At 53.5% G+C, this 21,742-nt stretch carries 21 protein-coding genes and 1 tRNA gene; 15 read left to right on the plus strand and 7 right to left on the minus strand.

Going from position 1 to position 21,742, the window contains the following annotated elements; translation table 11 throughout:
• Positions 1 to 253: 253 nt before the first annotated feature.
• Entirely contained in the window at positions 254 to 802 is a 549-nt protein-coding gene (locus HYN24_RS09095; protein WP_117608955.1) for a hypothetical protein, read from the plus strand.
• 77 nt (positions 803 to 879) lie between these two features.
• On the opposite strand, the gene HYN24_RS09100 is transcribed toward HYN24_RS09095, so the two are convergent.
• Entirely contained in the window at positions 880 to 1,134 is a 255-nt protein-coding gene (locus HYN24_RS09100) for an integration host factor subunit beta (protein WP_240327774.1), read from the minus strand.
• Here HYN24_RS09100 and HYN24_RS16140 point away from each other — a divergent pair.
• The 7 genes from HYN24_RS16140 (at position 1,039) to HYN24_RS09125 (ending at position 8,969) form a co-directional block, all read left to right on the plus strand.
• Positions 1,039 to 1,317: a hypothetical protein gene (locus HYN24_RS16140; RefSeq protein ID WP_240327795.1), complete on the plus strand. Its 279-nt coding sequence runs from the start codon at positions 1,039 to 1,041 to the stop codon at positions 1,315 to 1,317. The two genes, HYN24_RS09100 and HYN24_RS16140, sit on opposite strands and share 96 nt — an antisense overlap.
• Before the next feature lie 307 nt (positions 1,318 to 1,624).
• Positions 1,625 to 3,370, plus strand: coding sequence for a response regulator (locus HYN24_RS09105; RefSeq protein ID WP_162888681.1), 1,746 nt, complete (start codon positions 1,625 to 1,627; stop codon positions 3,368 to 3,370).
• A gap of 60 nt (positions 3,371 to 3,430) precedes the next feature.
• A complete protein-coding gene (locus HYN24_RS16025) occupies positions 3,431 to 3,889 on the plus strand; it encodes a type I restriction-modification system subunit M N-terminal domain-containing protein (protein ID WP_205421363.1) in 459 nt (152 codons plus the stop codon).
• Positions 3,890 to 3,951: 62 nt separating this feature from the next.
• A complete protein-coding gene (locus HYN24_RS09110; RefSeq protein ID WP_240327647.1) occupies positions 3,952 to 4,899 on the plus strand; it encodes an N-6 DNA methylase in 948 nt (315 codons plus the stop codon).
• Positions 4,900 to 4,904: 5 nt separating this feature from the next.
• Positions 4,905 to 6,662 (plus strand): restriction endonuclease subunit S, encoded by a 1,758-nt coding sequence (locus tag HYN24_RS09115; protein ID WP_240327775.1) that lies wholly within the window; start codon positions 4,905 to 4,907, stop codon positions 6,660 to 6,662.
• Between the two features lie 371 nt (positions 6,663 to 7,033).
• Complete coding sequence (locus tag HYN24_RS09120; protein WP_117608959.1) at positions 7,034 to 8,275, plus strand: DUF3419 family protein; 1,242 nt, start codon at positions 7,034 to 7,036, stop codon at positions 8,273 to 8,275.
• Positions 8,262 to 8,969, plus strand: a complete 708-nt coding sequence (locus tag HYN24_RS09125; RefSeq protein ID WP_117608960.1) for a class I SAM-dependent methyltransferase — start codon at positions 8,262 to 8,264, stop codon at positions 8,967 to 8,969. The genes HYN24_RS09120 and HYN24_RS09125 overlap by 14 nt, the downstream gene beginning before the upstream one ends.
• A gap of 476 nt (positions 8,970 to 9,445) precedes the next feature.
• Here HYN24_RS09125 and HYN24_RS09135 read toward each other — a convergent pair whose 3' ends face one another.
• The 4 genes from HYN24_RS09135 to HYN24_RS09150 form a co-directional block, all read right to left on the minus strand.
• The gene (locus tag HYN24_RS09135) at positions 9,446 to 10,744 is read right to left on the minus strand and encodes a hemolysin family protein (protein WP_117608962.1); all 1,299 of its coding nucleotides are present in this window, start codon (positions 10,742 to 10,744) and stop codon (positions 9,446 to 9,448) included.
• A gap of 201 nt (positions 10,745 to 10,945) precedes the next feature.
• A complete protein-coding gene (locus HYN24_RS09140) occupies positions 10,946 to 11,227 on the minus strand; it encodes a hypothetical protein (protein WP_162888682.1) in 282 nt (93 codons plus the stop codon).
• A 379-nt stretch (positions 11,228 to 11,606) separates the two neighbouring features.
• Positions 11,607 to 11,975: a Crp/Fnr family transcriptional regulator gene (locus HYN24_RS09145; RefSeq protein ID WP_117608964.1), complete on the minus strand. Its 369-nt coding sequence runs from the start codon at positions 11,973 to 11,975 to the stop codon at positions 11,607 to 11,609.
• 52 nt (positions 11,976 to 12,027) lie between these two features.
• The gene (locus HYN24_RS09150) at positions 12,028 to 12,654 is read right to left on the minus strand and encodes a ParA family protein (protein WP_117608965.1); all 627 of its coding nucleotides are present in this window, start codon (positions 12,652 to 12,654) and stop codon (positions 12,028 to 12,030) included.
• Positions 12,655 to 12,731: 77 nt separating this feature from the next.
• Between HYN24_RS09150 and HYN24_RS09155 the strand changes: the two genes are divergently transcribed.
• Positions 12,732 to 13,280 carry a hypothetical protein gene (locus HYN24_RS09155; protein ID WP_117608966.1) on the plus strand — a complete coding sequence of 183 codons (549 nt, stop codon included), beginning with the start codon at positions 12,732 to 12,734 and terminating at the stop codon, positions 13,278 to 13,280.
• A gap of 392 nt (positions 13,281 to 13,672) precedes the next feature.
• Here HYN24_RS09155 and HYN24_RS15915 read toward each other — a convergent pair whose 3' ends face one another.
• Together HYN24_RS15915 and HYN24_RS09165 are read right to left on the minus strand one after the other, a co-directional pair.
• Positions 13,673 to 14,086 (minus strand): hypothetical protein, encoded by a 414-nt coding sequence (locus tag HYN24_RS15915; RefSeq protein ID WP_162888683.1) that lies wholly within the window; start codon positions 14,084 to 14,086, stop codon positions 13,673 to 13,675.
• Between the two features lie 227 nt (positions 14,087 to 14,313).
• Positions 14,314 to 14,389, minus strand: a tRNA-His gene (locus HYN24_RS09165).
• A 165-nt stretch (positions 14,390 to 14,554) separates the two neighbouring features.
• On the opposite strand from HYN24_RS09165, the gene tig reads away from it, so the two are divergent.
• The 6 genes from tig (at position 14,555) to HYN24_RS09195 (ending at position 21,736) form a co-directional block, all read left to right on the plus strand.
• Positions 14,555 to 15,859, plus strand: a complete 1,305-nt coding sequence (gene tig, locus HYN24_RS09170) for a trigger factor (protein WP_117608968.1) — start codon at positions 14,555 to 14,557, stop codon at positions 15,857 to 15,859.
• Positions 15,860 to 15,936: 77 nt separating this feature from the next.
• On the plus strand, positions 15,937 to 16,566 hold the full coding sequence (clpP, locus tag HYN24_RS09175; protein ID WP_117608969.1) for an ATP-dependent Clp endopeptidase proteolytic subunit ClpP: 630 nt from the start codon (positions 15,937 to 15,939) through the stop codon (positions 16,564 to 16,566).
• A 14-nt stretch (positions 16,567 to 16,580) separates the two neighbouring features.
• Entirely contained in the window at positions 16,581 to 17,843 is a 1,263-nt protein-coding gene (gene clpX, locus HYN24_RS09180) for an ATP-dependent Clp protease ATP-binding subunit ClpX (protein ID WP_117608970.1), read from the plus strand.
• A gap of 67 nt (positions 17,844 to 17,910) precedes the next feature.
• Positions 17,911 to 20,325, plus strand: a complete 2,415-nt coding sequence (gene lon, locus HYN24_RS09185) for an endopeptidase La (protein ID WP_117608971.1) — start codon at positions 17,911 to 17,913, stop codon at positions 20,323 to 20,325.
• Positions 20,326 to 20,488: 163 nt separating this feature from the next.
• Positions 20,489 to 20,761: an HU family DNA-binding protein gene (locus HYN24_RS09190; RefSeq protein ID WP_117608972.1), complete on the plus strand. Its 273-nt coding sequence runs from the start codon at positions 20,489 to 20,491 to the stop codon at positions 20,759 to 20,761.
• 96 nt (positions 20,762 to 20,857) lie between these two features.
• Complete coding sequence (locus HYN24_RS09195) at positions 20,858 to 21,736, plus strand: HDOD domain-containing protein (protein WP_117608973.1); 879 nt, start codon at positions 20,858 to 20,860, stop codon at positions 21,734 to 21,736.
• Positions 21,737 to 21,742: the final 6 nt, after the last annotated feature.

Genomic DNA, 21,742 nt, shown 5'->3' on the forward strand with positions numbered 1-21,742 from the left:
TGGCCCGCTATGACCCAGTGCCAAAGCGCTACGGCCATCTCGTGTGTCACAACGGCCGATTGGTCGACGGAATGGCCATGTATCCCCTGCCCCTTCGCACCCGGCTGACGTTATGGCTCAGGAAACTGATGCCCAAATTCAACACCACCGCGAAACATCCACCTCGTCTTTCTGGTTAGCGCCAGCCAGGGAGATCACCTTTTTAACATGCAGGACTACGGCACCATCCGAGTGCCATTCAGGGAGAATTAAATTGAATTCCAAACAAATCATCGCCCTTTCCGCCTTTCTTGCCACGCTCGCGGGTTGTGCCAGCCAATCGACAGTTCGCCCAGAGTCTGCGGCGGTGCCCAGCAACTTGGGGGCATGTGCGACCAACTTCACCACTGAAGGCAGTTTCTGGACCGGAACGCGCTACAGCACCTTCGAAGAATTTCCCAAGAAGACGGTCAGCGGTGCTTTTGATGCCTTGCTTCAGTCTGTGGCAACGAGTGGGTATCAGGTCAATAGCAGCAGCAAGGAAGCCGGCATGATCAGCGCAAGCCAGACCGTTACGTTTGGACAGGGTAAGACGGTCCCCTTGAATTTCGTGATCAAAAAATCCCAACCGGGCGTTCGTGTTGAGGTGTCATTCTCTACCTCCGGTGGTGTCACCGGATCGGCCGATGGCGCGCAAAAGGAGTTCTGCAAGCTCTTGGCATCGGTTGGGCATAGCGCCAATGAAGTTTCTCCCCCGACAAAAGCAGCTGATGACAATGCCAGTGTGGCGAAGAAGAAAGCCAAAAAACCTGCGGCTCAATAATTCTTGAATTCGGCATTCAGTGCTGATCGAACGTTATCCAAAAGTGCGCACAGCCATTACATCGAGGCTGTCGTTGATCACCGCGCATCAACCAACTCGCGCAGCTCTTTTCCTGGCTTGAAGTGCGGCACCCACTTGGCTGGCACATTGACAGCCCCCCCTGTCCTCGGGTTACGCCCGATACGTGGCGGACGATAGTTCAGGCCAAAGCTACCGAACCCACGGATCTCAACTCGGTGACCAGCACTCAGCGTACGACGCAGGGCGGCAATAATTTCGGCGACTGCCATATCGGCATCGGCCTGCTGAAGTTGAGGGAAGCGCTGCGCCAAATTGGCGACGAGTTCGGATCTGAGCATGGCGATATTTTAGCTGCAGAAATTAAAGTTGATCTGACACCCCCACACCGCCTGACAGAGCAACTTGAAATTCTGAGACGCACCAGTAGCAAGCCTTCGATCCAAGCTCAGCTGATGGGCACGAAAAATCAGTTGGTCGTTCCAGAATGCTCCTGAAAGGCGAGGCATCGGCCTTAAGCAAAGGCGAAAATTATGGAAAGCAGAACTCTGTCTTGCCCGAAAGTATTAATTTGAGGGTGCCTGATTATGGCTTGACACGGCTATGCCTCGACAAGATTTTAGTACCACCCGAGCCGACAAACAACGAACAGGCCTTTGCAGCCAATTTGGTGGGGCGATTTTCTATAATCGGATATTTTGCACTGATATTAATGGTCGGATTCAGGTTTACACCGTCACAACGGTGAAACATGCCTTTGCTATACAAGAATTCTGTAGATCACATTTGGCATTGGAGATAGCGATGTATTCACCCGGCCTTGACAGTTTCCAGGGAGGTCGCACAGAAAATATTAATAATACCTCCGCGGCTGATGAGTTTCCGCTAGCAGCTCAAGTGCTATCCAAATGCCTTTCAGTAGCCGATACTGCTTTGACGCAACATGTACTTGAACTATTTCTCGCCCATCCAAATCTTTCAAGCATCCCCGTCATCACCCAGGAAACTCAGCGGCCAATTGGTCTTATCAGCCATGCTGTTTTTATGACTAGTTTGGCCAAACCTTTTTACAAAGAGATATACCTCGACAAGACGTGCCTTGTATTTATGGACAAGGATCCGTTAATTGTGGAGGAGGGAACACCATTACAGGAGGTTTCTATCCTGATTGCAAGCGCAGGCGAAAAGGTACTTATTGATGGGTTTTTGTTGGTCTCGGACGGTCGCTATAGTGGAATAGGCCACGCACAAGATGTACTTCGGATCATGGCACAGCTACACAAGAGGCAATCGCTTCGACTTGCCACCCATCGACAAAACCTAGAGGCGCTTGTGCATATGCGAACAAAGGAGTTGGTCGATGCTAGGGATGCCGCTGAAGCGGCGGCAAGAGCGAAAAGTTCATTTCTGGCCAACATGAGTCACGAGATCCGAACCCCGATGAATGCAATTATTGGGATGACCCATCTGATTAAACAAGATGGATTATTTGGGAAACAAGCCGAGCGCCTAGAAACTATTGAACGTTCGGCCAAGCATTTACTGGCGATAATTAACGATGTCTTGGATTTATCGAAAATCAATGCAGGGGAGTTGGCTTTAGTCGAAGAACCAATCGAACTTGCCGATGTGATCTCGACGGTAACCAATATGCTGGGGCAAATCGCCAACGCCAAGGGCATTTACCTCAAATTATCAAAATTACCGGTAAGTGGAATATTGTTTGGCGATCGGACGCGCTTGATTCAAGCCATACTGAATTATGTCAGTAACGCGATCAAATTTACTGAGCACGGTGGAGTTACTCTAAGCTATCAGATACTTAGCGAGAACGGCGAAACTGTAGTGGTTAAATTTGAAGTAAGAGATACCGGTATTGGAATTTCACAGGAGACACTTGCGACACTCTTCACGGCTTTTCATCAGGCGGATGCTTCCACGACGAGAAAATATGGTGGCACAGGTCTGGGATTGGCGATTACCCGCCATCTCGCTGGCCTGATGGGAGGTGAAGCCGGGGCAACATCGATATGCGGTAGTGGCAGCTCGTTTTGGTTTACTGCACGTCTGAAACGCAACAACGACCCGTCTTACTGCCAGGCCTTACAGAGCAACCAGGAAAGATATCGAGAAGTCGACATCAACGACGTGAAAGAGCAACTACGTGAATTAGCCAGGGGCGCCTTGGTACTAGTTGTAGACGACGAGCCAATTAATCTCGAACTCGCCAAATCAGTTCTCGAAGACGCTGGTGTCGAAGTGGAAACAGCGAGCAACGGATTTGATGCCATTCGCATAACCGAAGAAAAATCAATCGATTTGATTCTGATGGATATGCAAATGCCCGGAATGGATGGTCTTGAAGCAACTCGGGAAATACGGCGGCGAGATCGCGGGAAAAATATTCGTATTCTGGCCATGACTGCGAATGCCTTCGATGAACATAGGGAAAGTTGCCTAGCTGCTGGAATGGATGATTTTTTGGTCAAGCCTTGTCATCCAGCGACGCTGTATAAGAGCCTGCACCGCTGGTTGCAAAGGGCAGGTTGAGGATGGCTTCCATACTCAATAGACAAGCAGCAGAACTCAAAAATAGGAAATCAGCACCGCATGACCATCAGCACGACCTTCATTAAATCCATCCAGGACATCATGCGCCAGGATGCCGGCGTTGATGGCGACGCCCAACGGATTTCCCAGCTTGCCTGGCTGCTCTTTCTGAAAATATTCGACGATCAAGAAACCGAACTTGAGTTGCTGCGCGACAGTTATAAGTCGCCGATCCCCGAACTCCTGCGTTGGCGTCACTGGGCGGCCGACGCCGAGGGTATGACTGGGGAGGAACTGCAGGATTTCATCAACAACACCCTCTTCCCCAAGCTCAAGGGCCTGGATGCTGAGCCGCGACACAACCCGCGCGGCTATGTTGTCCAGCAGGTGTTTAAAGACGCCTTGAATTACATGAAATCAGGCCAGTTGTTGCGGCAGGTGGTGAACAAGATCAATGAGATCGACTTTAACAACCGTACTGACCGCCATCTGTTCAACGACCTTTATGAAAAATCCTGAAGGATTTGCAAAGCGCAGGCAATGCCGGCGAGTTCTACACGCCGCGAGCCGTGACCCAATTCATGGTAGATCAGGTAAATCCGCGCCTTGGTGAAAAAATTCTCGACCCGGCCTGCGGCACCGGCGGCTTTCTGGCCTGCACCCTCGAACACCTGAAAACCCAGCGCAAGAGCGTCGAGGACGACGCCCTGCTGCAAGCCGCCATTCGCGGTGTCGAAAAGAAGCAGATGCCGCACCTGCTGTGCACCACCAACATGCTGCTGCACGGGATCGAAGTTCCCAGCGAGATTCGCCACGACAACACCCTTTCACGCCCGCTGATAGATTATGGCCCGCGTGATCAGGTCGACGTAATCCTAACCAACCCGCCCTTCGGCGGCACCGAGGAACCTGGGTTCGAAGCTAACTTCCCGGCCGACGTCCGCACCCAGGAAACCGCCGATCTCTTCCTCGTGCTGATCATCAAATTGCTCAGGCACAACGGCCGCGCCGCCGTCGTTCTGCCTGATGGCACAATGTTCGGCGAAGGCGTCAAAACGCGCATCAAGGAAAAGTTGCTCAGCGAGTGCAACCTGCACACCATCGTGCGCCTGCCCAATGGCATCTTTGCCCCCTACACCAGCATCAAGACCAACCTGCTGTTCTTCACCAAGGGCGTGCCCACCAAGGAAATTTGGTACTACGAGCACCCTTACCCGGCAGGCTACAAGAGCTATTCCAAGACCAAGCCCATCCGTATCGAGGAATTTGCCACCGAAAAAGCTTGGTGGGGCATTGAGGCCGATGGCTTCAAATCCCGCGTCGAAAATGAGTATGCCTGGATGGTGAATATCAATACTCTCAAGGCTAACGGCTACAACCTCGACCAGAAAAACCCGCACAGCCCGGACGCCATTGCCTACGACCCCGACGCGCTTTTGGCCGAATATGCCCGCCTAAGCGCAGAAGCCAAAAATCTGCGTGACCAGTTGAAGGGCATTCTCGCCCAGTCGCTCGGAACGAAGGCGTGAACGCCATGCTCAAAGCCTGCGAACCGAGCGCCCATTACCTCGCGGCACTTGAACTACCACTGCTGGGCCAGTTCGATCTGATCGCACGCGCACCCAACGGCGTCGCCCGTCTACGTGAACTGATCCTATCGTTAGCAGTTCAGGGCAAACTGGTGCCTCACAACGTCAACGACGAACCAGCCAGTGTGGTTTTGGAAAATATCCGGGCCGAGAAGGAACGGCTGCTCAAGGAAGGCAAGATCCGGGCTGACAAGCCACTGGCGGCGATAGATGATGAAGAGGCGCCATTTCCTTTGCCTTTGGCTTGGGAGTGGGAGCGTCTTGGCCATGTAGTTGGCGTTATACGAGGCATCACATTCCCCGCTAACAAAAAAACAAAGGAGCCTGCAGAAGGTCGAATTGGTTGTTTGAGAACTGCCAACGTCCAAGACAGAATTGAGTGGGACGATCTGCTATTTATTGATCGTTCGTTCATGGGCCGGGAGGAGCAAATTGTTCAGTGCTCCGATATCGTTATGTCGATGGCTAATAGTCGAGAACTTGTCGGGAAAGTCGCTATCGTTACCGAAATTCCAGTTGTCGAAGCAACAATTGGCGGTTTTTTGTCGGTATTGCGCCCTCGCTCAATCTTGCCCCAGTTTTTAATGATCGTGCTTCGCACTGAATACGCTCGATCAATGCTCATTGACAGTGCGAGTCAAACCACGAATATCGCAAACATTTCTCTAAGGAAATTAAACCCTTTACCCATCCCCGTTCCTCCCATCGATCAGCAATCCCGCATCGTGGCCCGTGTTGATGAACTGATGACCCTCTGCGATGCACTGGAAACCAAGGGCAAGTTGGAGGCAGAGCAGCATGCCCGGCTAGTCAGCAGCCTGTTCGAGACCCTGGTCAACAGCGAATCGGCCCACGCGCTGTCCGAAAACTGGCGATACATCGCAATCTATTTCGACCTGCTACTCGATCGCCCCGCTGCGGTCGGCGCCCTAGAACAAACCATTTTTCAACTTGCCGTCCGCGGCCTGCTCGTTCCGCAAGACCCTTCCGACGAACCGGCCAGCGCGCTGCTGCAAAAAATCCGCAACGAAAAAGAACGTTTGGTCGCGGCTGGAAAAATAAAGCGCGACAAACCTCTTCCGCCAATCAGAGACGAGGACAAGCCGTTTGAGTTACCTCAGGGTTGGGAGTGGGCTCGTTTCCCTGAGCTAGGAGAATTTGGACGAGGAAAGTCAAAACACCGCCCTCGCAACGATCCTCGTTTGTTCAATTCTGGAAAGTATCCTCTGGTTCAAACAGGCGAGGTTGCCAGAGCAGACCAAGTTATCAGCGAATACTATTCAAAATACAGCGAAAAAGGCCTTGCACAAAGCAAAATGTGGCCGAAGGGGACTCTATGTATCACGATCGCTGCCAATATCGCTGATACAGCAATACTTGGATTTGATGCCTGTTTTCCGGATAGCGTGGTTGGGTTTGTCCCCTCACCGATTATTGGCAATACGGAATATTTTCTTGCGTTTATGGCGACAGCGAGGAAGCGGTTGCTTGAGTTTGCGCCAGCAACAGCTCAGAAAAACATAAATCTGAAAATTTTAAGCTCCGTGTTGATACCGATTCCTCCTGCCCGTGAAATGAAGGAAATCGTTAGCTGTATCACTCAATTCCGCGCCCTTTGCGCTGATTTAAGCCAGCGTCTTGGCTTAATTCAACAGACCCAATCCAGACTGACTGACGCGTTGGTCGAATCCGTTGTAGCTTGAATTATATGAAGCCACAACGCCAAATTCCTTCATCGGAGTTGCCGGATTCGGTGTGGCGCTGAGATACCAAGTGCACACCCTGGCCGATAAACTCAGAGCTTCCACATTGCAATTCAGCGTCTAATTTATATTGAATAGGTCATACCGAATTGCATTAAAAATCTTTCAGGGTAAATTCATTCTGAAATCTTAACGTTCGGGAAGAAAACAACATTGCATCAAAAGAGAATCAACGTTTGCTCAACTGTCATGTTTTCTCTTTAATGCCTCACGTGGGTCAATACAAGTAGTCTTCAAATAGCGTGCCTGTGTCATGGCTTGGTAATACGTGGCACTTAAGGTCTCGGAATACCAACCAATGACCAGCTCACATGAATGCACCACTAAGTCCGGAAATCGCCGGCCTCATAAGTAATCTGACCCTGAAAGATCGGATTGACCAGAAAATATTCGATGCTTTGTACGCTCGATCCCTGGTCTACAACACCTGCTGGGAAGATCCAGCTGTAGACCTTCAGGCACTCCACATCGGCCCCGAAGATACTGTATTGGTCATAACAAGTGCCGGTTGCAACGCGCTTGACTATGCCTTGCAAGGACCGCAAAAAATTCATGCCGTTGATGCGAATCCTCGCCAAAATGCACTGCTTGAACTAAAGATTGCCGGAATCAGAAAGCTTGATTTCGATGATTTTTTTGCCTTCTTTGGCGAAGGTATTCACCCTGATGCGCACACTCTCTACCACCAACATCTGCGCACCGAGCTTTCTGAGTTCGCCAAAGATTACTGGGATCGACGCATCAACTGGTTCAATAGCCGACAAGGTAGCTTTTATTTTCATGGTTTGGCTGGGTTTGTTGCCCGTGGGTTTCGCACATATTTCAAATTGCGCCCCCAGCTGGCTCGTCCGCTCGCCAAATTATTCGCTGCAAAAAGCCTGGGTTCCCAGCGCAAGATCTACGACAGGTTCATATCCCGCGAACTATGGACGCCCGTCATCAACTGGGTACTAAACCGCCAATTGACCATGAGCCTGCTCGGCGTCCCACATCCCCAGCGACGCCTTGTTCAAAGCCAACATCCCGGCGGAGTATCGGGGTTCATTCGCGAAGCGATCGAATATGTCTTTCGCCATTTGCCGGTCCAAGACAACTATTTTTGGCGTGTCTACCTGACCGGTAGCTACACCCGGGACTGCTGCCCAAGCTACCTAAAGGAAGAAGGATTCAACGCGCTCAAAGGTGGACTGGTTGACTGCATCGAAACCCACACCTGTACGGTGACCGAATATCTTGATGCGGGTAATGAGCCCATCAGTCGCTTTGTACTCCTTGATCACATGGACTGGATGAGTTGCTATTACCCCGAAGCACTGATCGAGGAGTGGGATGCAATACTGAAACGCGCTGCGCCATCTGCCCGCATTCTGTTTCGCAGCGCCCATGCCAATCCGCCCTTTCTTGACTGGCTCCGCGTCGGACCAGAACGCAGCCGCCTAAGGGATGTAGCCGAGTTTGAGATGGAACTGGCTGCACGCCTCCAACAGGAAGATCGCGTTCACACCTACGCCGGTTTCACCATAGCCCAATTGAAAACTCATGGCCATTCCTGAGATTTCTGCCGACGCCCGAACCCTTTGGAGCCTGTTGCGCGGACAGCCGAGAAACGGCTCTCATGCCGACAACCTTGAAGCCTTCTATGCGCCGCAAGCAGAGCGCTACGACGCGTTTCGCGCCCGCCTCCTGCAAGGCCGTGCCGAGCTGATAGAGCAACTCGATCTACGTCCCGGATATCGCGTCGTTGAACTTGGATGTGGCACCGGCAGCAGCCTGCAAATGATGGGGAATACTATTCACTCGATTCAGCGTTTCGACATGATCGACCTGTGCCCCGCCTTGCTGGGCGAGGCCAGAAAACGAAGTGCAGGCTACCGGACAGTCAATATAGTCGAAGGCGACGCAACAACCTGGCAACCTGAAGGCGCTGTCGACATCGTTTTCATGTCGTATTCGCTGACCATGATGCCGCAGTGGCGCAACGTAGTTGCCAATGCGTATTCCATGCTTGCTCCCGGGGGGAAATTCGGCATTGTCGATTTTCATCTCCCGAATGCGGGAAGCCGGCTTGGCAATGCCTTCTGGCAACAATGGTTCGCGCATGATGGCGTGCACCTGTCAGAAAAGCATTTGCCACTACTGCGCAGCACATTCAATGAATGCGCCACCACGGAATGCCGGGCAAAAATCCCTTATCTACCAGGTCTTCGTGCACCGTATTACCGCTTTATAGGCAAGCGGGGAGCCTAGTAGCCACGGGACCGCTGCGCATCGGTTTGCCATCTAGGATGGCTAATTGGGTTTGACCAACCGTTCAGAGGCCAATATGCCATTGCCGTGCAGGTAAAGCGCGACCCAGATCAGTGATCCAAGCGGTAAGATCACGCCAACTCCGAACAAAAATATTTTGGCAGATCGACCGAGAGGAGTACGCGCGGCAAACAAAAAATTGGTCGCCTGCGGCAATTGAACAAGCCATTTTCTGTACTCGCGGAGCAACTTTGTAGCTTTTTGAATCATCTCTGTTGAGTTGCACGCAAAACTGACCCGGGTCAGATTTCGATGCAATTCAACATCATCTCTATGGCCGACCCTCGGAAATCTGAAAATTCGCTGAAAAAACTATGCGAGTAGCTTGATAACGGACGCCCTAACCGAGGCTATACCTTTCTTGTTAAATGAACGTGATGGGAGCTGGTCAACTACAGCCAAGAAGTTACAGCTTATTAGGATTTTTCTGAAATCCCGATCGGCGTTGCCAGCACTTCATCGACTCGATTTTTTTCCATGTCCATGATTTCGAAATGCCAGCCGCTCCAATTGAATGATTCGGTTTTTTTCGGAATCCGGCCAAGATGAACGATAACAAAGCCACCGACCGTATGGAAATTACCGAGATCCTCGTCGGGAAGCACCTTGATACCAAGCACCTCTTTCATTTCGTCAATGGCAAGTAATCCATCAAGCAGCCAACTGCCATCCCCACGCTGAATAGCAAGTGGTGATTCTGCCGCTCCCGACAGCACATCTCCGACTACGGTGCCCATCAGGTCCGACAAGGTAACCAGCCCCTCTGTAGCGCCAAATTCGTTCGCGACCAAAGCGGTCTGTGTTTGGTTAGCCTTGAAAAACTCGAGGAGGCCAATCAGGGACAGCGTCCCCGGCACATAGTGCGGAGGGCTTGGCGAAAGCTTGCCGAAATCCAAGTCCTTCCCATTCAACAGCACTCTGAGCAACTCTCTGCTTTCCACGAAGCCCAAGGCATTGCGAATTCCTCCCTTGCAGAGAAGGAAGCGCGATACCGCGCGCTCCTGAAGCATCTTCAGGTTCTCTTCGCGGGAAACACTGAGGTCGAGACAGACTATATCGGCTGCCGGCGTCATGATTCCTGCGACTCGACGATTGTCGAGCCGAAAGACATTGCCGAGAATTTCACTCTCGGTCTGATCAAGGTTTCCCTGTTTACGCCCAGCCTCGATAAGAAAGCGAATTTCATCGGTAGCAGTTGCATCCGCCGACCCTTTGTTGGGGAAAAAACCGAGAATCCAATCGGACGTTTTCGAAACGATGAAAACCAGCGGATGAGCCAGTCGAAGAAGAAAGGTAATGAGACCCGCCAATGCTTCTGCGATCACCTCCGGGTGTGAAAGCGCGAGGCGTTTGGGGATGACCTCACCAAACACAATGGAGAAAAAGGTGATGATCGTAACAACAATGGATATCGCCAGCGCATAGGCCGCAGCTTGCCCCATAGGCTGGAAGGCAACAAGCCAGTCCTGCAAACGAGGAACCCATAATGCTTCTCCATAGATTCCGGACAGCATTGCCAAGGCAGTAATTCCAAGTTGGGTGGTTGCTAGAAGTCTGCTGGCATGCTGGCGAAATCCAAGAACGGCTGCAGCGGCAGCGGAACCTCGCTCTACGCGCATCGCCAGATGGGAATTTCGGCTTGCACCAACAGCCATCTCAGCCATTGCCAAGACACCACAAGCAAAAATGAGAACAATCAAAATCCAAATTTCCATTTCTTACTCCTTTCGCCCTGCAAAAACCAAAAAACTGAACATTGCGGTTAAGCAAGAAGTTTTTTTATCTGAGCTGATGAGAAAAGACCAAAAATGAATAAATGTATCGGTAATTTCAAGCCATCGTTTACCGTCAAAATTTGAAGATCGCAACGTCGATACAATCAATTTCTGTCACACCTCAGTATGGTTGTGATGAGCTTAATAGCAGCGATGGTGCTTGGGATAATTGGCAGTGTGTACCATTTTCAAATTAAGCAGAATGAGTTTCATGAGAACTGTAAATAACAAGCCCAACTCCAGGGCAGCGAGAGCAGATTTCATATTTGCAAACACAAAAATCCCCCCGCAAACACTCAGATAGAGGCTCATTGTTGCGGCAACGCGCATGTAATGATTTTGGCTGCCAACTAACTGTGGAACTAGGAACCAACTTGCCGCCAAAGTCGCACCAATAGCAAAAAATAGTAGATTTTGAGTCACAGCGTAGTCCTTGCTTATACAGAAGGTACAGAAGAAGACTAGCAGTCAATTCCAATAAACTATATAAATCGTTTGTGAATTTTTTATGACGTATAAAATTTATTGTGCTAGGGGCGATTTTTCAAAAACGACGGATAACCTCCCGCCTTAACCACTTTAAAAATTGGATACGAACATTTTTTCTCTGAGGCAAGGTAGCTTAGTTGGTGGCCGCAGGAATTAATGATCTATAGAGTTACCCACAAAAGATGTGGATAACTCTGGGGGTATCCTGTTGAAACCACGTGAAAATCGGCAATGTAGTAGGCTACCTTTAATGGTGCCCAAAGCATGAGCAGTATATTTCAGACGTATTTCAGTAGTCTTTGGCAGGCAAATGTCAGACCGGTGCCACCAGCAACTTGTTAGTTGCCCGAAGTCGCTCCGCCATCAGGCGCATAACCTGAATGGCAAAATAGGGCGTTTGTTGGACCAGAAACTGGAACCGTTTTTCATCGATGGCGACAAACTCACAATCCGTCTTGGCAATCACGCTCGCAGAATGTGGCCCTGGCGATACCAAGCCCATCTCGCCCACGATGCTGCCATGTCCAAGCGTTTCGACGCGCTGATTCTGAACAAAAACCTCAGCGTTCCCGGTTTCAAGGACGTACATCTGATTCCCAAGATCGCCCTCTCGAAAGAGTGGCTGTCCTGCCTGAATCGTGATTTTTGTGGTGTTGTGAGAAAAGATTTCAATGGGGATCATGGCTGTTTGTCTCCTAAGTAATTCTTTGAGAAAATCCTATCAAATCTGACACTCAGTGGCGCCTAATCAGCCAATTCAACAACGGACGCCATTGGGTGTCTATGGCCACGGAATTAGCATCTTTGTCAAAAAGCGTCACCCCAGTATCGGCCGCCTGCAGGTAGCGTTGAGACTGTGCGATGCATGTAACGACTGGCAGATCAAACTCTTTCAGGAATTCCAGCAGTTGGCCGTAAGCATGGGTACGCACATCGACGCGCATGCCGACGATGCCAATATCTACTCGTTCCTTGCGCACAGCTTTGGTTGCAGCCAGTTCCTCAAAGAACTCGCGGGTGGCCAGCATATCGAAACGAGAAGAGGAAACAGGAACGACGACCTTGTCTACCGAATTCAATGCCTCTTTCAACCGCTTCCCGTGCAATCCGGCTGGTGTATCGAGAATGGCGAAGTTGCAGTTTTTGGGTGGCAGCAGGACTTCATCTTCGGAAATTTCCCAGTGGCGAATAGGCGCCAGATTACTGGGCCGGGCGTCCAGCCAATGCCGGCTTGATTGCTGCCGGTCAAGGTCGCCCAAATAAACAATCTCATCATGCTGAGCAAACCAGCTTGCCATATGAATTGCCAGGGTCGATTTGCCACACCCTCCTTTGGGGTTGGCCACCATAAATTTGCGCATCTAAATTGCTTAACGTCCATTTAGTGTATAAAGTGTTTATATAGTTTATACCTTTAACACCGACTCAGGAGAGCAAAATGAGCAAAGAAGCTGCAACACAGCCCAAGAAGGACGAAGTCAAAGCATCCGAAGTGGCAGCGCCGGTCGCCGAAAAGAACGTAACCGTTACGACTGAAGCCACGCCTCCACAACCCAATAAGCATGTTGCCACTTCTGCCGCGGTAGAGGAAATCGCTGCCAAACCCAAGGCTGAAAAAAAGGCTGTCACTGCAAAGGTGGTCAAGCATACAGCGGCTGAAAAGCCAACTCTGGCACCTAAGGCACCGGTCAAACGAGTGAAGAAGGGCCCAGCCGCAGCTAAAGAAAAAGTTGCCGCAGCACCGAAAATCGAGAAAGCAAGCAAGGTCAAGAAACCCAAACTGGTTCGAGACAGCTTTACCATTCCGGAAAGCGACTACACGCTGTTTGCAACCCTCAAGCAGCGTGCCCTGGCCGCAGGCGTTGAGGTAAAAAAAAGTGAAATATTGCGCGTTGCTCTGGTAGCGTTAGCCAAGCTTGATGATACTGAACTCGTCAAGGCAATTGGCCTGCTTGAACGCATCAAAACGGGCCGTCCAAAGAAATAGACTGAACACATAAACGGGGATGATTTCCTGATATAGGCAGCCCCGTTTAATACCAATAGTGTTCAAACTTACAACCGCACATTTCGCACCAGAGGCAACAACCTGGTAAAGCATAAGTTTCGCAGGATTTTCTCGGCAATTAGGCTGAGGTGAGCCATCGCCAGCACCCGAAAAACAACGGAATCCGTGGCGCTGGGAACCTTGGAAGGCAGTCTTGACTGAACTATCACAGACTACTTGAACCGACTAGAAACATGCTAAACGATTCCCCCAAGGCAAACCATTATAGGAAATTCACCAATCAGGCTACTGTCGTGGCCTGACTTAAGCCCGCCCAAAAAAAGCTGAGCATCTCGCCTCCATCAGGGACGCCACCGACTTCCCCCTGCTCACTAACCTCCAATCGCACCTTTTCTTGGGCGCCCACGACCCCGTCGAATTGGCTCTTTCGAAACTGCCTTATCAGATGCTGCTTCGAGAGCAATTGGAAGCGGGCCAGCAATTTGGTTGGCCATTTCAATGGCTGCCAGAACCTCATTTACCCTGCAAAATGGCTTGCCAATCCCTATCCGACGGATCGGAAACGGAAAATCGTATTTTCCGCATAGAGCAAGTGCCACAATGTTCTGTGCAGTCTTGCGAGTGCACCCTTGGAGAGCCATAAAAGCATCGACTGGCCTAACGACGATTGCATTTTTAAAGTGATCTTTCCAGTCCATCATCACGCCCAAACGAAGTTCAAAGTGGCTATATTTTGGACGCCATAAAATGTAATGTCGCTTTCCTAAGATAACGAAAATCGCCACCTAAATATGGTTTCGACTTCATGAACTATCGTTCAACGATAAGCAGGCAAGGGGACAATTTGGGGACGGGAAATTCGGGAAATATCAGGAAAAGGCAGGAAAATCCGGGACAATTCGGTGACACTGCCGATGCAAAAACTCTAAAAATTCATCAAAACATGAATCTGATTGCCCAAAACGAAAAAGCCCGAAATCATTGTTACACAACGATTTCGGGCTTTAAATTCTGGGGCGACTGATGGGGCTCGAACCCACGACAACCGGAATCACAATCCGGGACTCTACCAACTGAGCTACAGCCGCCGCTGAAGAAGCCGCGCATTGTACGAAGTTCCTTTGCCGCTGTCTACAGGTAATACGTTGAATTCTGCAATGACAGCTGCCGCTGGGTTGAAGCATCCAGCAGCGGGCCTGCCGTGATATTATTATCCGCTTTATTTTTCGGCTCCGAAGTCACAAGGAACTCTCATGGAAGCAACTACTGCACAAGCTAACGAACTTGAACGCCGCATCGACCTCTCCATCGCCATTGCCGATGTCGAGAAGGTCATGGAACAGCGCCTGAAGCGCATGGGCAAGAACATGAAGATCCCCGGCTTCCGCCCGGGCAAGGTGCCGTTCAACATCGTCAAGCAACAGCATGGCGACCAGGCTCGTCACGAAGTGCTCTCCGAAGAACTCGACCGCGTCTTCGGCGAAACCGTTACCGAAAAGAAAATGCGCGTTGCCGGTTACCCGCGCATCGAGCCGAAGGCCACCGAAAGCACCACGCACATCGAGTTCTCGGCCATTTTCGAGGTTTATCCGGAATTCACCCCGGGCGATCTGTCGACCGCCGAAATCGAGCGTCCGGTTCTCGAAGTCAGCCCGGCTGAAGTCGACAAGACCCTCGACATCCTGCGCAAGCAGCGTGTTTCGTATGCGGACACCGACCGTGCCGCCGCCAAGGAAGACCGCGTTGTTATCGACTTCCTCGGCAAGAAGGATGGCGTACCGTTCCAGGGTGGCGAAGCCAAGGATTACCCCTTCGTCCTCGGTCAGGGCATGATGCTGCCTGATTTCGAAAATGCCGTTGAAGGCGCCAAGGCTGGCGAATCGAAAACCTTCGACCTGAACTTCCCGGCTGATTACCACGCCAAGGATCTGGCTGGCCAGACGGTCCAGTTCGAGATCACCGTCAAGCAGGTACAAGCTGCCGTGCTGCCGGAACTCGACGCCGAATTCGCTTCCAGCATGGGCATCGCCGATGGCGACGTGACCAAGATGCGGGCCGAGATCGAAGCCAACCTGAAGCGTGAAGTCAAGCGCCGTATCGAAGGCAAGCTCAAGGACCAGGTCATGGAAGCTCTGATCAAGGCCAACCCGATTTCCATCCCGACCTCGCTGGTTGACATGGAAATCCAGCGCCTCATGCAAGCTGCCCGCCAGGACATGGAACAGCGTGGCATGAAGGTCAAGGACATGCCGATCCAGCCGGAATGGTTTGCCGACCAGGCCAAGCGTCGCGTCACCCTTGGCCTGATCCTTGCTGAGGTGGTCAAGACGGAAAAGCTTCAGGCAACGCCGGAACAAGTTCGCGCCATGGTCGAAGAATCGGCCCAGAGCTACGAGCACCCGGAAGAAGTCATCCGCTGGTACTACGCTCAACCGCAGCGCCTGCAGGAAGTCGAAGGCGTCGCCATCGAGAACAACGTCGTTGCCTGGGTACTGGGCAAGGCCAAGGTCTCCGACAAGGCGGCTGTTTTTGATGAACTGATGGGTCAGAAGCAGTAATTAGCAGCAATCCGGACCTTGTCGCGAAAGCGACAATCGTCTTGAATGTAACGAAACGGCAACACACAAGGGCTGACATGAATATCGACAACGCAAGCAATTGGGATCCACAGGCACTCGGCATGGTCCCCATGGTGGTGGAACAGAGCGGACGCGGCGAACGCGCGTACGACATCTATTCGCGCCTCCTGAAGGAGCGTGTGATTTTTCTTGTCGGCCCGGTGAACGACGTCACCGCCAATCTGGTGGTGGCGCAGTTGCTGTTCCTTGAAGCCGAAAATCCGGACAAGGACATCTATTTCTACATCAACTCGCCGGGTGGTTCGGTGACCGCTGGCATGTCGATCTACGACACCATGCAGTTCATCAAGCCCGACGTGTCGACGCTGTGCATCGGCCAGGCCGCCTCGATGGGCGCCTTCCTGCTCAACGCCGGCGCCAAGGGCAAGCGCTTTGCCCTGCCCAATTCGCGCGTCATGATTCACCAGCCGCTCGGTGGCTTCCAGGGCCAGGCCTCGGATATCGCCATCCACGCCAAGGAAATCCTGTCGATTCGTGACCGCCTCAACCGGATCATGGCCGAGCACAGCGGCCAGCCGCTCGAGCGCATCGAAAAAGACACCGACCGCGACAATTTCCTTTCTGCCGCCGAAGCGGCAGAATACGGTTTGATCGACAAGGTATTGACCCGCCGCGACGCGGCCTGATCGGAGAGCAACAGATGACCAAAGGCAGCCCGGAAAAACTGCTCTACTGCTCGTTCTGCGGCAAGAGTCAGCATGAAGTGAAGAAGCTCATCGCTGGGCCGTCCGTGTTCATCTGCGACGAATGTATTGCCCTGTGCAATGACATCATCCGCGACGAACTGCCGGAAGAAGCTGCCAAGGCCGGTCGCTCCGACCTGCCGACGCCGCGCGAGATCTGCTCGATTCTCGACCAGTATGTGATCGGTCAGGAGGTCGCCAAGCGCATCCTCGCCGTTGCCGTCTACAACCACTACAAGCGCCTGCGCCACACCGCCAAGAATGCCGGCGAAGTGGAACTGGCCAAGAGCAACATCCTGCTCGTCGGCCCCACCGGCTCGGGCAAGACCCTGCTCGCCCAGACCCTCGCCCGCCTCCTCAACGTACCTTTCGTGATGGCCGATGCAACGACCCTGACCGAAGCTGGCTATGTTGGCGAGGACGTCGAGAACATCATCCAGAAATTGCTGCAGAAGTGCGATTACGATGTCGAGAAGGCCCAGCAGGGCATCGTCTACATCGACGAAATCGACAAGATTTCGCGCAAGTCGGACAATCCGTCGATTACCCGCGATGTCTCCGGTGAAGGCGTCCAGCAGGCCCTGCTCAAGCTGATCGAAGGCACGGTTGCCTCGATCCCGCCGCAAGGCGGGCGCAAGCACCCGAACCAGGACTTTGTCCAGGTCGACACCACCAATATCCTGTTCGTTTGTGGCGGTGCCTTTGCTGGCCTCGAGAAGATCATTCTCAATCGCTCCGAGCGCGGCGGCATCGGCTTTGGTGCCGAGGTCAAGAGCAAGGAAGACAAGAAGGCTGTTGGTCAGGTCCTGCTCGATGCCGAGCCGGAAGACCTTATCAAGTTCGGCCTCATTCCCGAACTGATCGGTCGCCTGCCCGTCGTCGCCACGTTGCAGGAACTCGAAGAGCCGGCCCTGATCCAGATCCTGACAGAACCGAAAAACGCACTGATCAAGCAGTATCAGAAGCTGTTCAGCATGGAGGACGTCGAACTCGAAGTCCGCCCCGGCGCCCTGTCGGCCATTGCCAAGAAGGCATTGGCCCGCAAGACCGGCGCCCGCGGCCTGCGCTCGATCATCGAACATGCACTGCTCGACACGATGTACGAACTACCGGGCATGGAGAATGTCGAAAAGGTGGTCATTGACGAAAATATGATCACCGGCGACACCCCGCCCCTGCTCATTTACGCCGATCAGCCAAAGGTTTCCGGCTCCAACTGAGCCGGGTCTTGAATTGCGGTTCCCCGCCCCCATTTGAGGGGCACATACCTATTTCAAAGGCATCGTAATGTCGAACCCCAACACGCTCCCGGAAACCGTCGAACTGCCGCTGCTGCCGCTGCGCGACGTCGTCGTCTTCCCGCACATGGTCATCCCGCTCTTCGTCGGCCGCCCGAAGTCGATCAAGGCGCTCGAAATGGCCATGGAAGCCGGCAAGAATATCCTGCTCGTGGCCCAGAAGTCGGCCGCCAAGGATGAACCGGAACCGGAAGACCTCTATCGCATCGGCTGCATGGCCAACATCCTGCAGATGCTCAAACTGCCTGATGGCACCGTCAAGGTACTGGTCGAAGGCACTCAGCGCGCCCGCGTCGAAGCCATCGAGGTGCAATCCTCGGTGTTCATGGCGACCGCCGTGCCGATCGTCCAGCCGGGCGTTGAAGACCATGAAATCGAGGCGATGCGCCGCGCCGTGGTTGCCCAGTTCGACCAGTTCGTCAAACTGAACAAGAAGATACCGCCCGAGGTGCTGTCCTCCATCGCCGGCATCGAAGATGCTGGTCGTCTGGCCGACACCATCGCCGCCCACCTGCCGCTCAAGCTCGAGCAGAAGCAGGAAGTGCTCGAAATGGAAAGCATTCGCGACCGTATCGACCGCCTGCTCTCCCAGCTCGAAGCCGAAATTGACATCCTCCAGGTCGAAAAGCGCATCCGTGGCCGCGTCAAGCGCCAGATGGAAAAGAGCCAGCGCGAGTACTACCTCAACGAACAGGTCAAAGCCATCCAGAAGGAACTCGGTGAGGGCGAAGAAGGTGCCGACCTCGAGGAACTGGACAAGAAGATCAACGCCGCCGGCATGAGCAAGGAAGGCCTGGCGAAGGCCATGAGCGAGCTCAAGAAGCTGCGCCTGATGTCGCCGATGTCGGCCGAAGCCACCGTCGTGCGCAATTTCATCGAAACCCTGATCGGCCTGCCCTGGCGCAAGAAGACGCGGATCAGCAAGGATCTGCGCGAAGCCGAAAAAATTCTCGACAGCGACCACTATGGTCTGGAAAAGGTCAAGGAACGCATCGTCGAATATCTCGCCGTGCAACAGCGCGTGGACAAGGTCAAAGCGCCGATTCTCTGCCTGGTCGGCCCTCCCGGCGTCGGCAAGACCTCGCTCGGCCAGTCGATCGCCAAGGCAACCAACCGCAAGTTCGTCCGCATGGCGCTCGGCGGTGTGCGTGACGAAGCCGAAATCCGCGGCCATCGCCGTACCTACATCGGCTCAATGCCGGGCAAGATCCTGAGCAGCCTGACCAAGGTCGGCGTGCGCAACCCGCTCTTCCTGCTCGACGAAGTGGACAAGCTGGGCCAGGACTTCCGTGGCGACCCGTCGTCGGCCCTGCTTGAAGTACTCGACCCGGAACAGAACCATACCTTCCAGGATCACTACGTCGAAGTCGATTTCGACCTCTCCGACGTCATGTTCGTAGCCACTGCCAACACGCTGAACATCCCGGCGGCCCTGCTCGACCGGATGGAAGTTATCCGCCTGGCTGGCTACACGGAAGATGAGAAGGTCAACATCGCCATGCGCTATCTGCTACCCAAGCAGATCAAGGCCAATGGCCTGAAAAAGACTGAAATCGCTGTGGCCGACAGCGCCATTCGCGACATCGTCCGTTACTACACCCGCGAAGCCGGTGTCCGTGCCCTTGAACGCGAAATCTCGAAGATCTGTCGCAAGGTCGTCAAAACCCTGGTGCTGAAGAAGCGCGACAGCAAGATTGCCGTCAATGCCCGCAACCTCGACAAGTTCCTTGGCGTCCAGCGCTACAGCTTCGGCATGGCCGAAAAGGAAAACCAGGTTGGCCAGGTCACCGGTCTGGCGTGGACCGAAGTCGGCGGCGAACTGCTGACCATCGAATGCGCCAACATGCCGGGCAAGGGCAATATCCTGCGCACCGGCTCGCTCGGCGATGTCATGAAGGAGTCGGTCGAAGCTGCCCGCTCCGTGGTGCGCGCCCGCGCCCGTCGCCTCGGCATCAAGGACGAGGCCTTCGAGAAGACCGACATCCATATCCACGTGCCGGAAGGTGCGACGCCCAAGGACGGCCCGTCCGCCGGCAGCGCCATGACTACCGCCCTCGTCTCGTCCTACACCGGCATTCCGGTCCGCTGCGACGTCTGCATGACCGGAGAGATCACCCTGCGCGGCGAAGTGCTGCCCATCGGCGGTCTCAAGGAAAAGCTTCTGGCTGCCGTGCGTGGTGGCTTGAAGACGGCGCTGATCCCGGAAGAGAACGTCAAGGACCTCACCGAGATCCCCGACAATATCAAGAACAAGATCGAAATCGTCCCCGTCAGATGGATCGATCAAGTCCTTGAACGCGCCCTCGAGCGCATGCCGGAAGCCCTTCCTGAGCCGGCTGTTGCAGATTCTGCTGTACAGGCATCGGCTGACGCCGCGGCCGCAGCAACGGTGCTTACTCATTGATTTGCAAGGAAAGGATGCCGGCGTCTTACCGCCCGCCATCCTTTCCGTTTCCCGGCGCTAGGGAAATCCCCGAAAATCCGCTTGACACAAGGATTTCGCCGGATATATAAATCCGTCCTCGCAAAGTTTTCACCACTCCAAATCCATCCACTAGGGGACCATAATGAACAAGACTGAACTGATCGACTCCATCGCCACCCAAGCCGATATTTCCAAGGCAGCTGCCGGCCGTGCGCTGGATGCCGCCGTTGAAACCATCAAGGCTGCCCTCAAGGCTGGCGACACGGTCAATCTGATCGGCTTCGGCACTTTCTACGTCGGTGAGCGCGCTGCCCGTACCGGGCGCAATCCGCGCACCGGCAAGACCCTTGAAATCAAGGCCGCCAAGTCGCCGAAGTTCCGCGCCGGCAAGGGCCTGAAAGACGCCTGCAACTAATTCAGGCGAATGACGGGAAATCACCCCCATCTGTTCTACCGAACACCAGACCACGAACCCCGCCCACAAGGCGGGGTTTTTGTTGAATAATACGGCATGATGACTGCCAGCACAGAAAACGACCAGGACAAGAAAGGCGACGCCCTCAAGTCGCAACGCTTTCAGATGCTCGCCGACATTGCCAAGGAGCTGTCCGGCGAAGTCGTATTTCCCACCTATTTCGACGCCGTCCTGCGTCTGCGCAAGATTCTCAACGACCCCGAGCAGAGCATTGCCAATATTGCCCACGCCGTCTCGGTCGAGCCACTGATTTCCGCCAAGCTGCTGCATCTTGCCAATTCGGTTGCTTACAATCCCGGTGGACAGGTACTGGTTGATATCAAGTCAGCGATTACCCGACTGGGCGTCAACGCGGTACGAACCGCTTCCCTGGCCATCGTCATGACCCAGCTGCTGCGGGCCAAGGGCATGGCCGAATTTTCCGAGCTGACCCATTCGCTGTGGGACCACTCGATCAAGACCGCTGCCGCGGCCAATGTCATCGCCAGCCACACCTCCCGGCAGAATCGTGAGGAAGCCATGCTGGCTGGCCTGATCCACGATCTGGGGGCTTTCTACATGCTGTATCGCGCCACCCAGTACGAAGAACTCCGGCACCGGCCGGACACGGTCAAATACCTGATCATCCAGTGGCATGAAAGTATCGGCGTTTCGCTGCTCAACGCCCTCGGCATCCCGGAAGAAATCGTCGATGCGACGATTGACCATGATCGCATGCGTCCGACGCCGACGACCATCCGCAACCTGTCAGATACCATTTACGTGGCCAACATGCTCAGCGGCGGACATTTCGAATGGCTGATGCAGGACCAGGCCGAAATTCCGACGGAAATAGCACTTCTCGAAGAAAAATACGGCCACCTGCACCCGGAAATCGAGGCCATGGCAAGCGAGATGCATAGCAGCTTTGCCTGACCGGGC

Origin of the sequence: Dechloromonas sp. HYN0024, from assembly GCF_003441615.1 — a bacterium.
GTDB lineage: Bacteria > Pseudomonadota > Gammaproteobacteria > Burkholderiales > Rhodocyclaceae > Azonexus.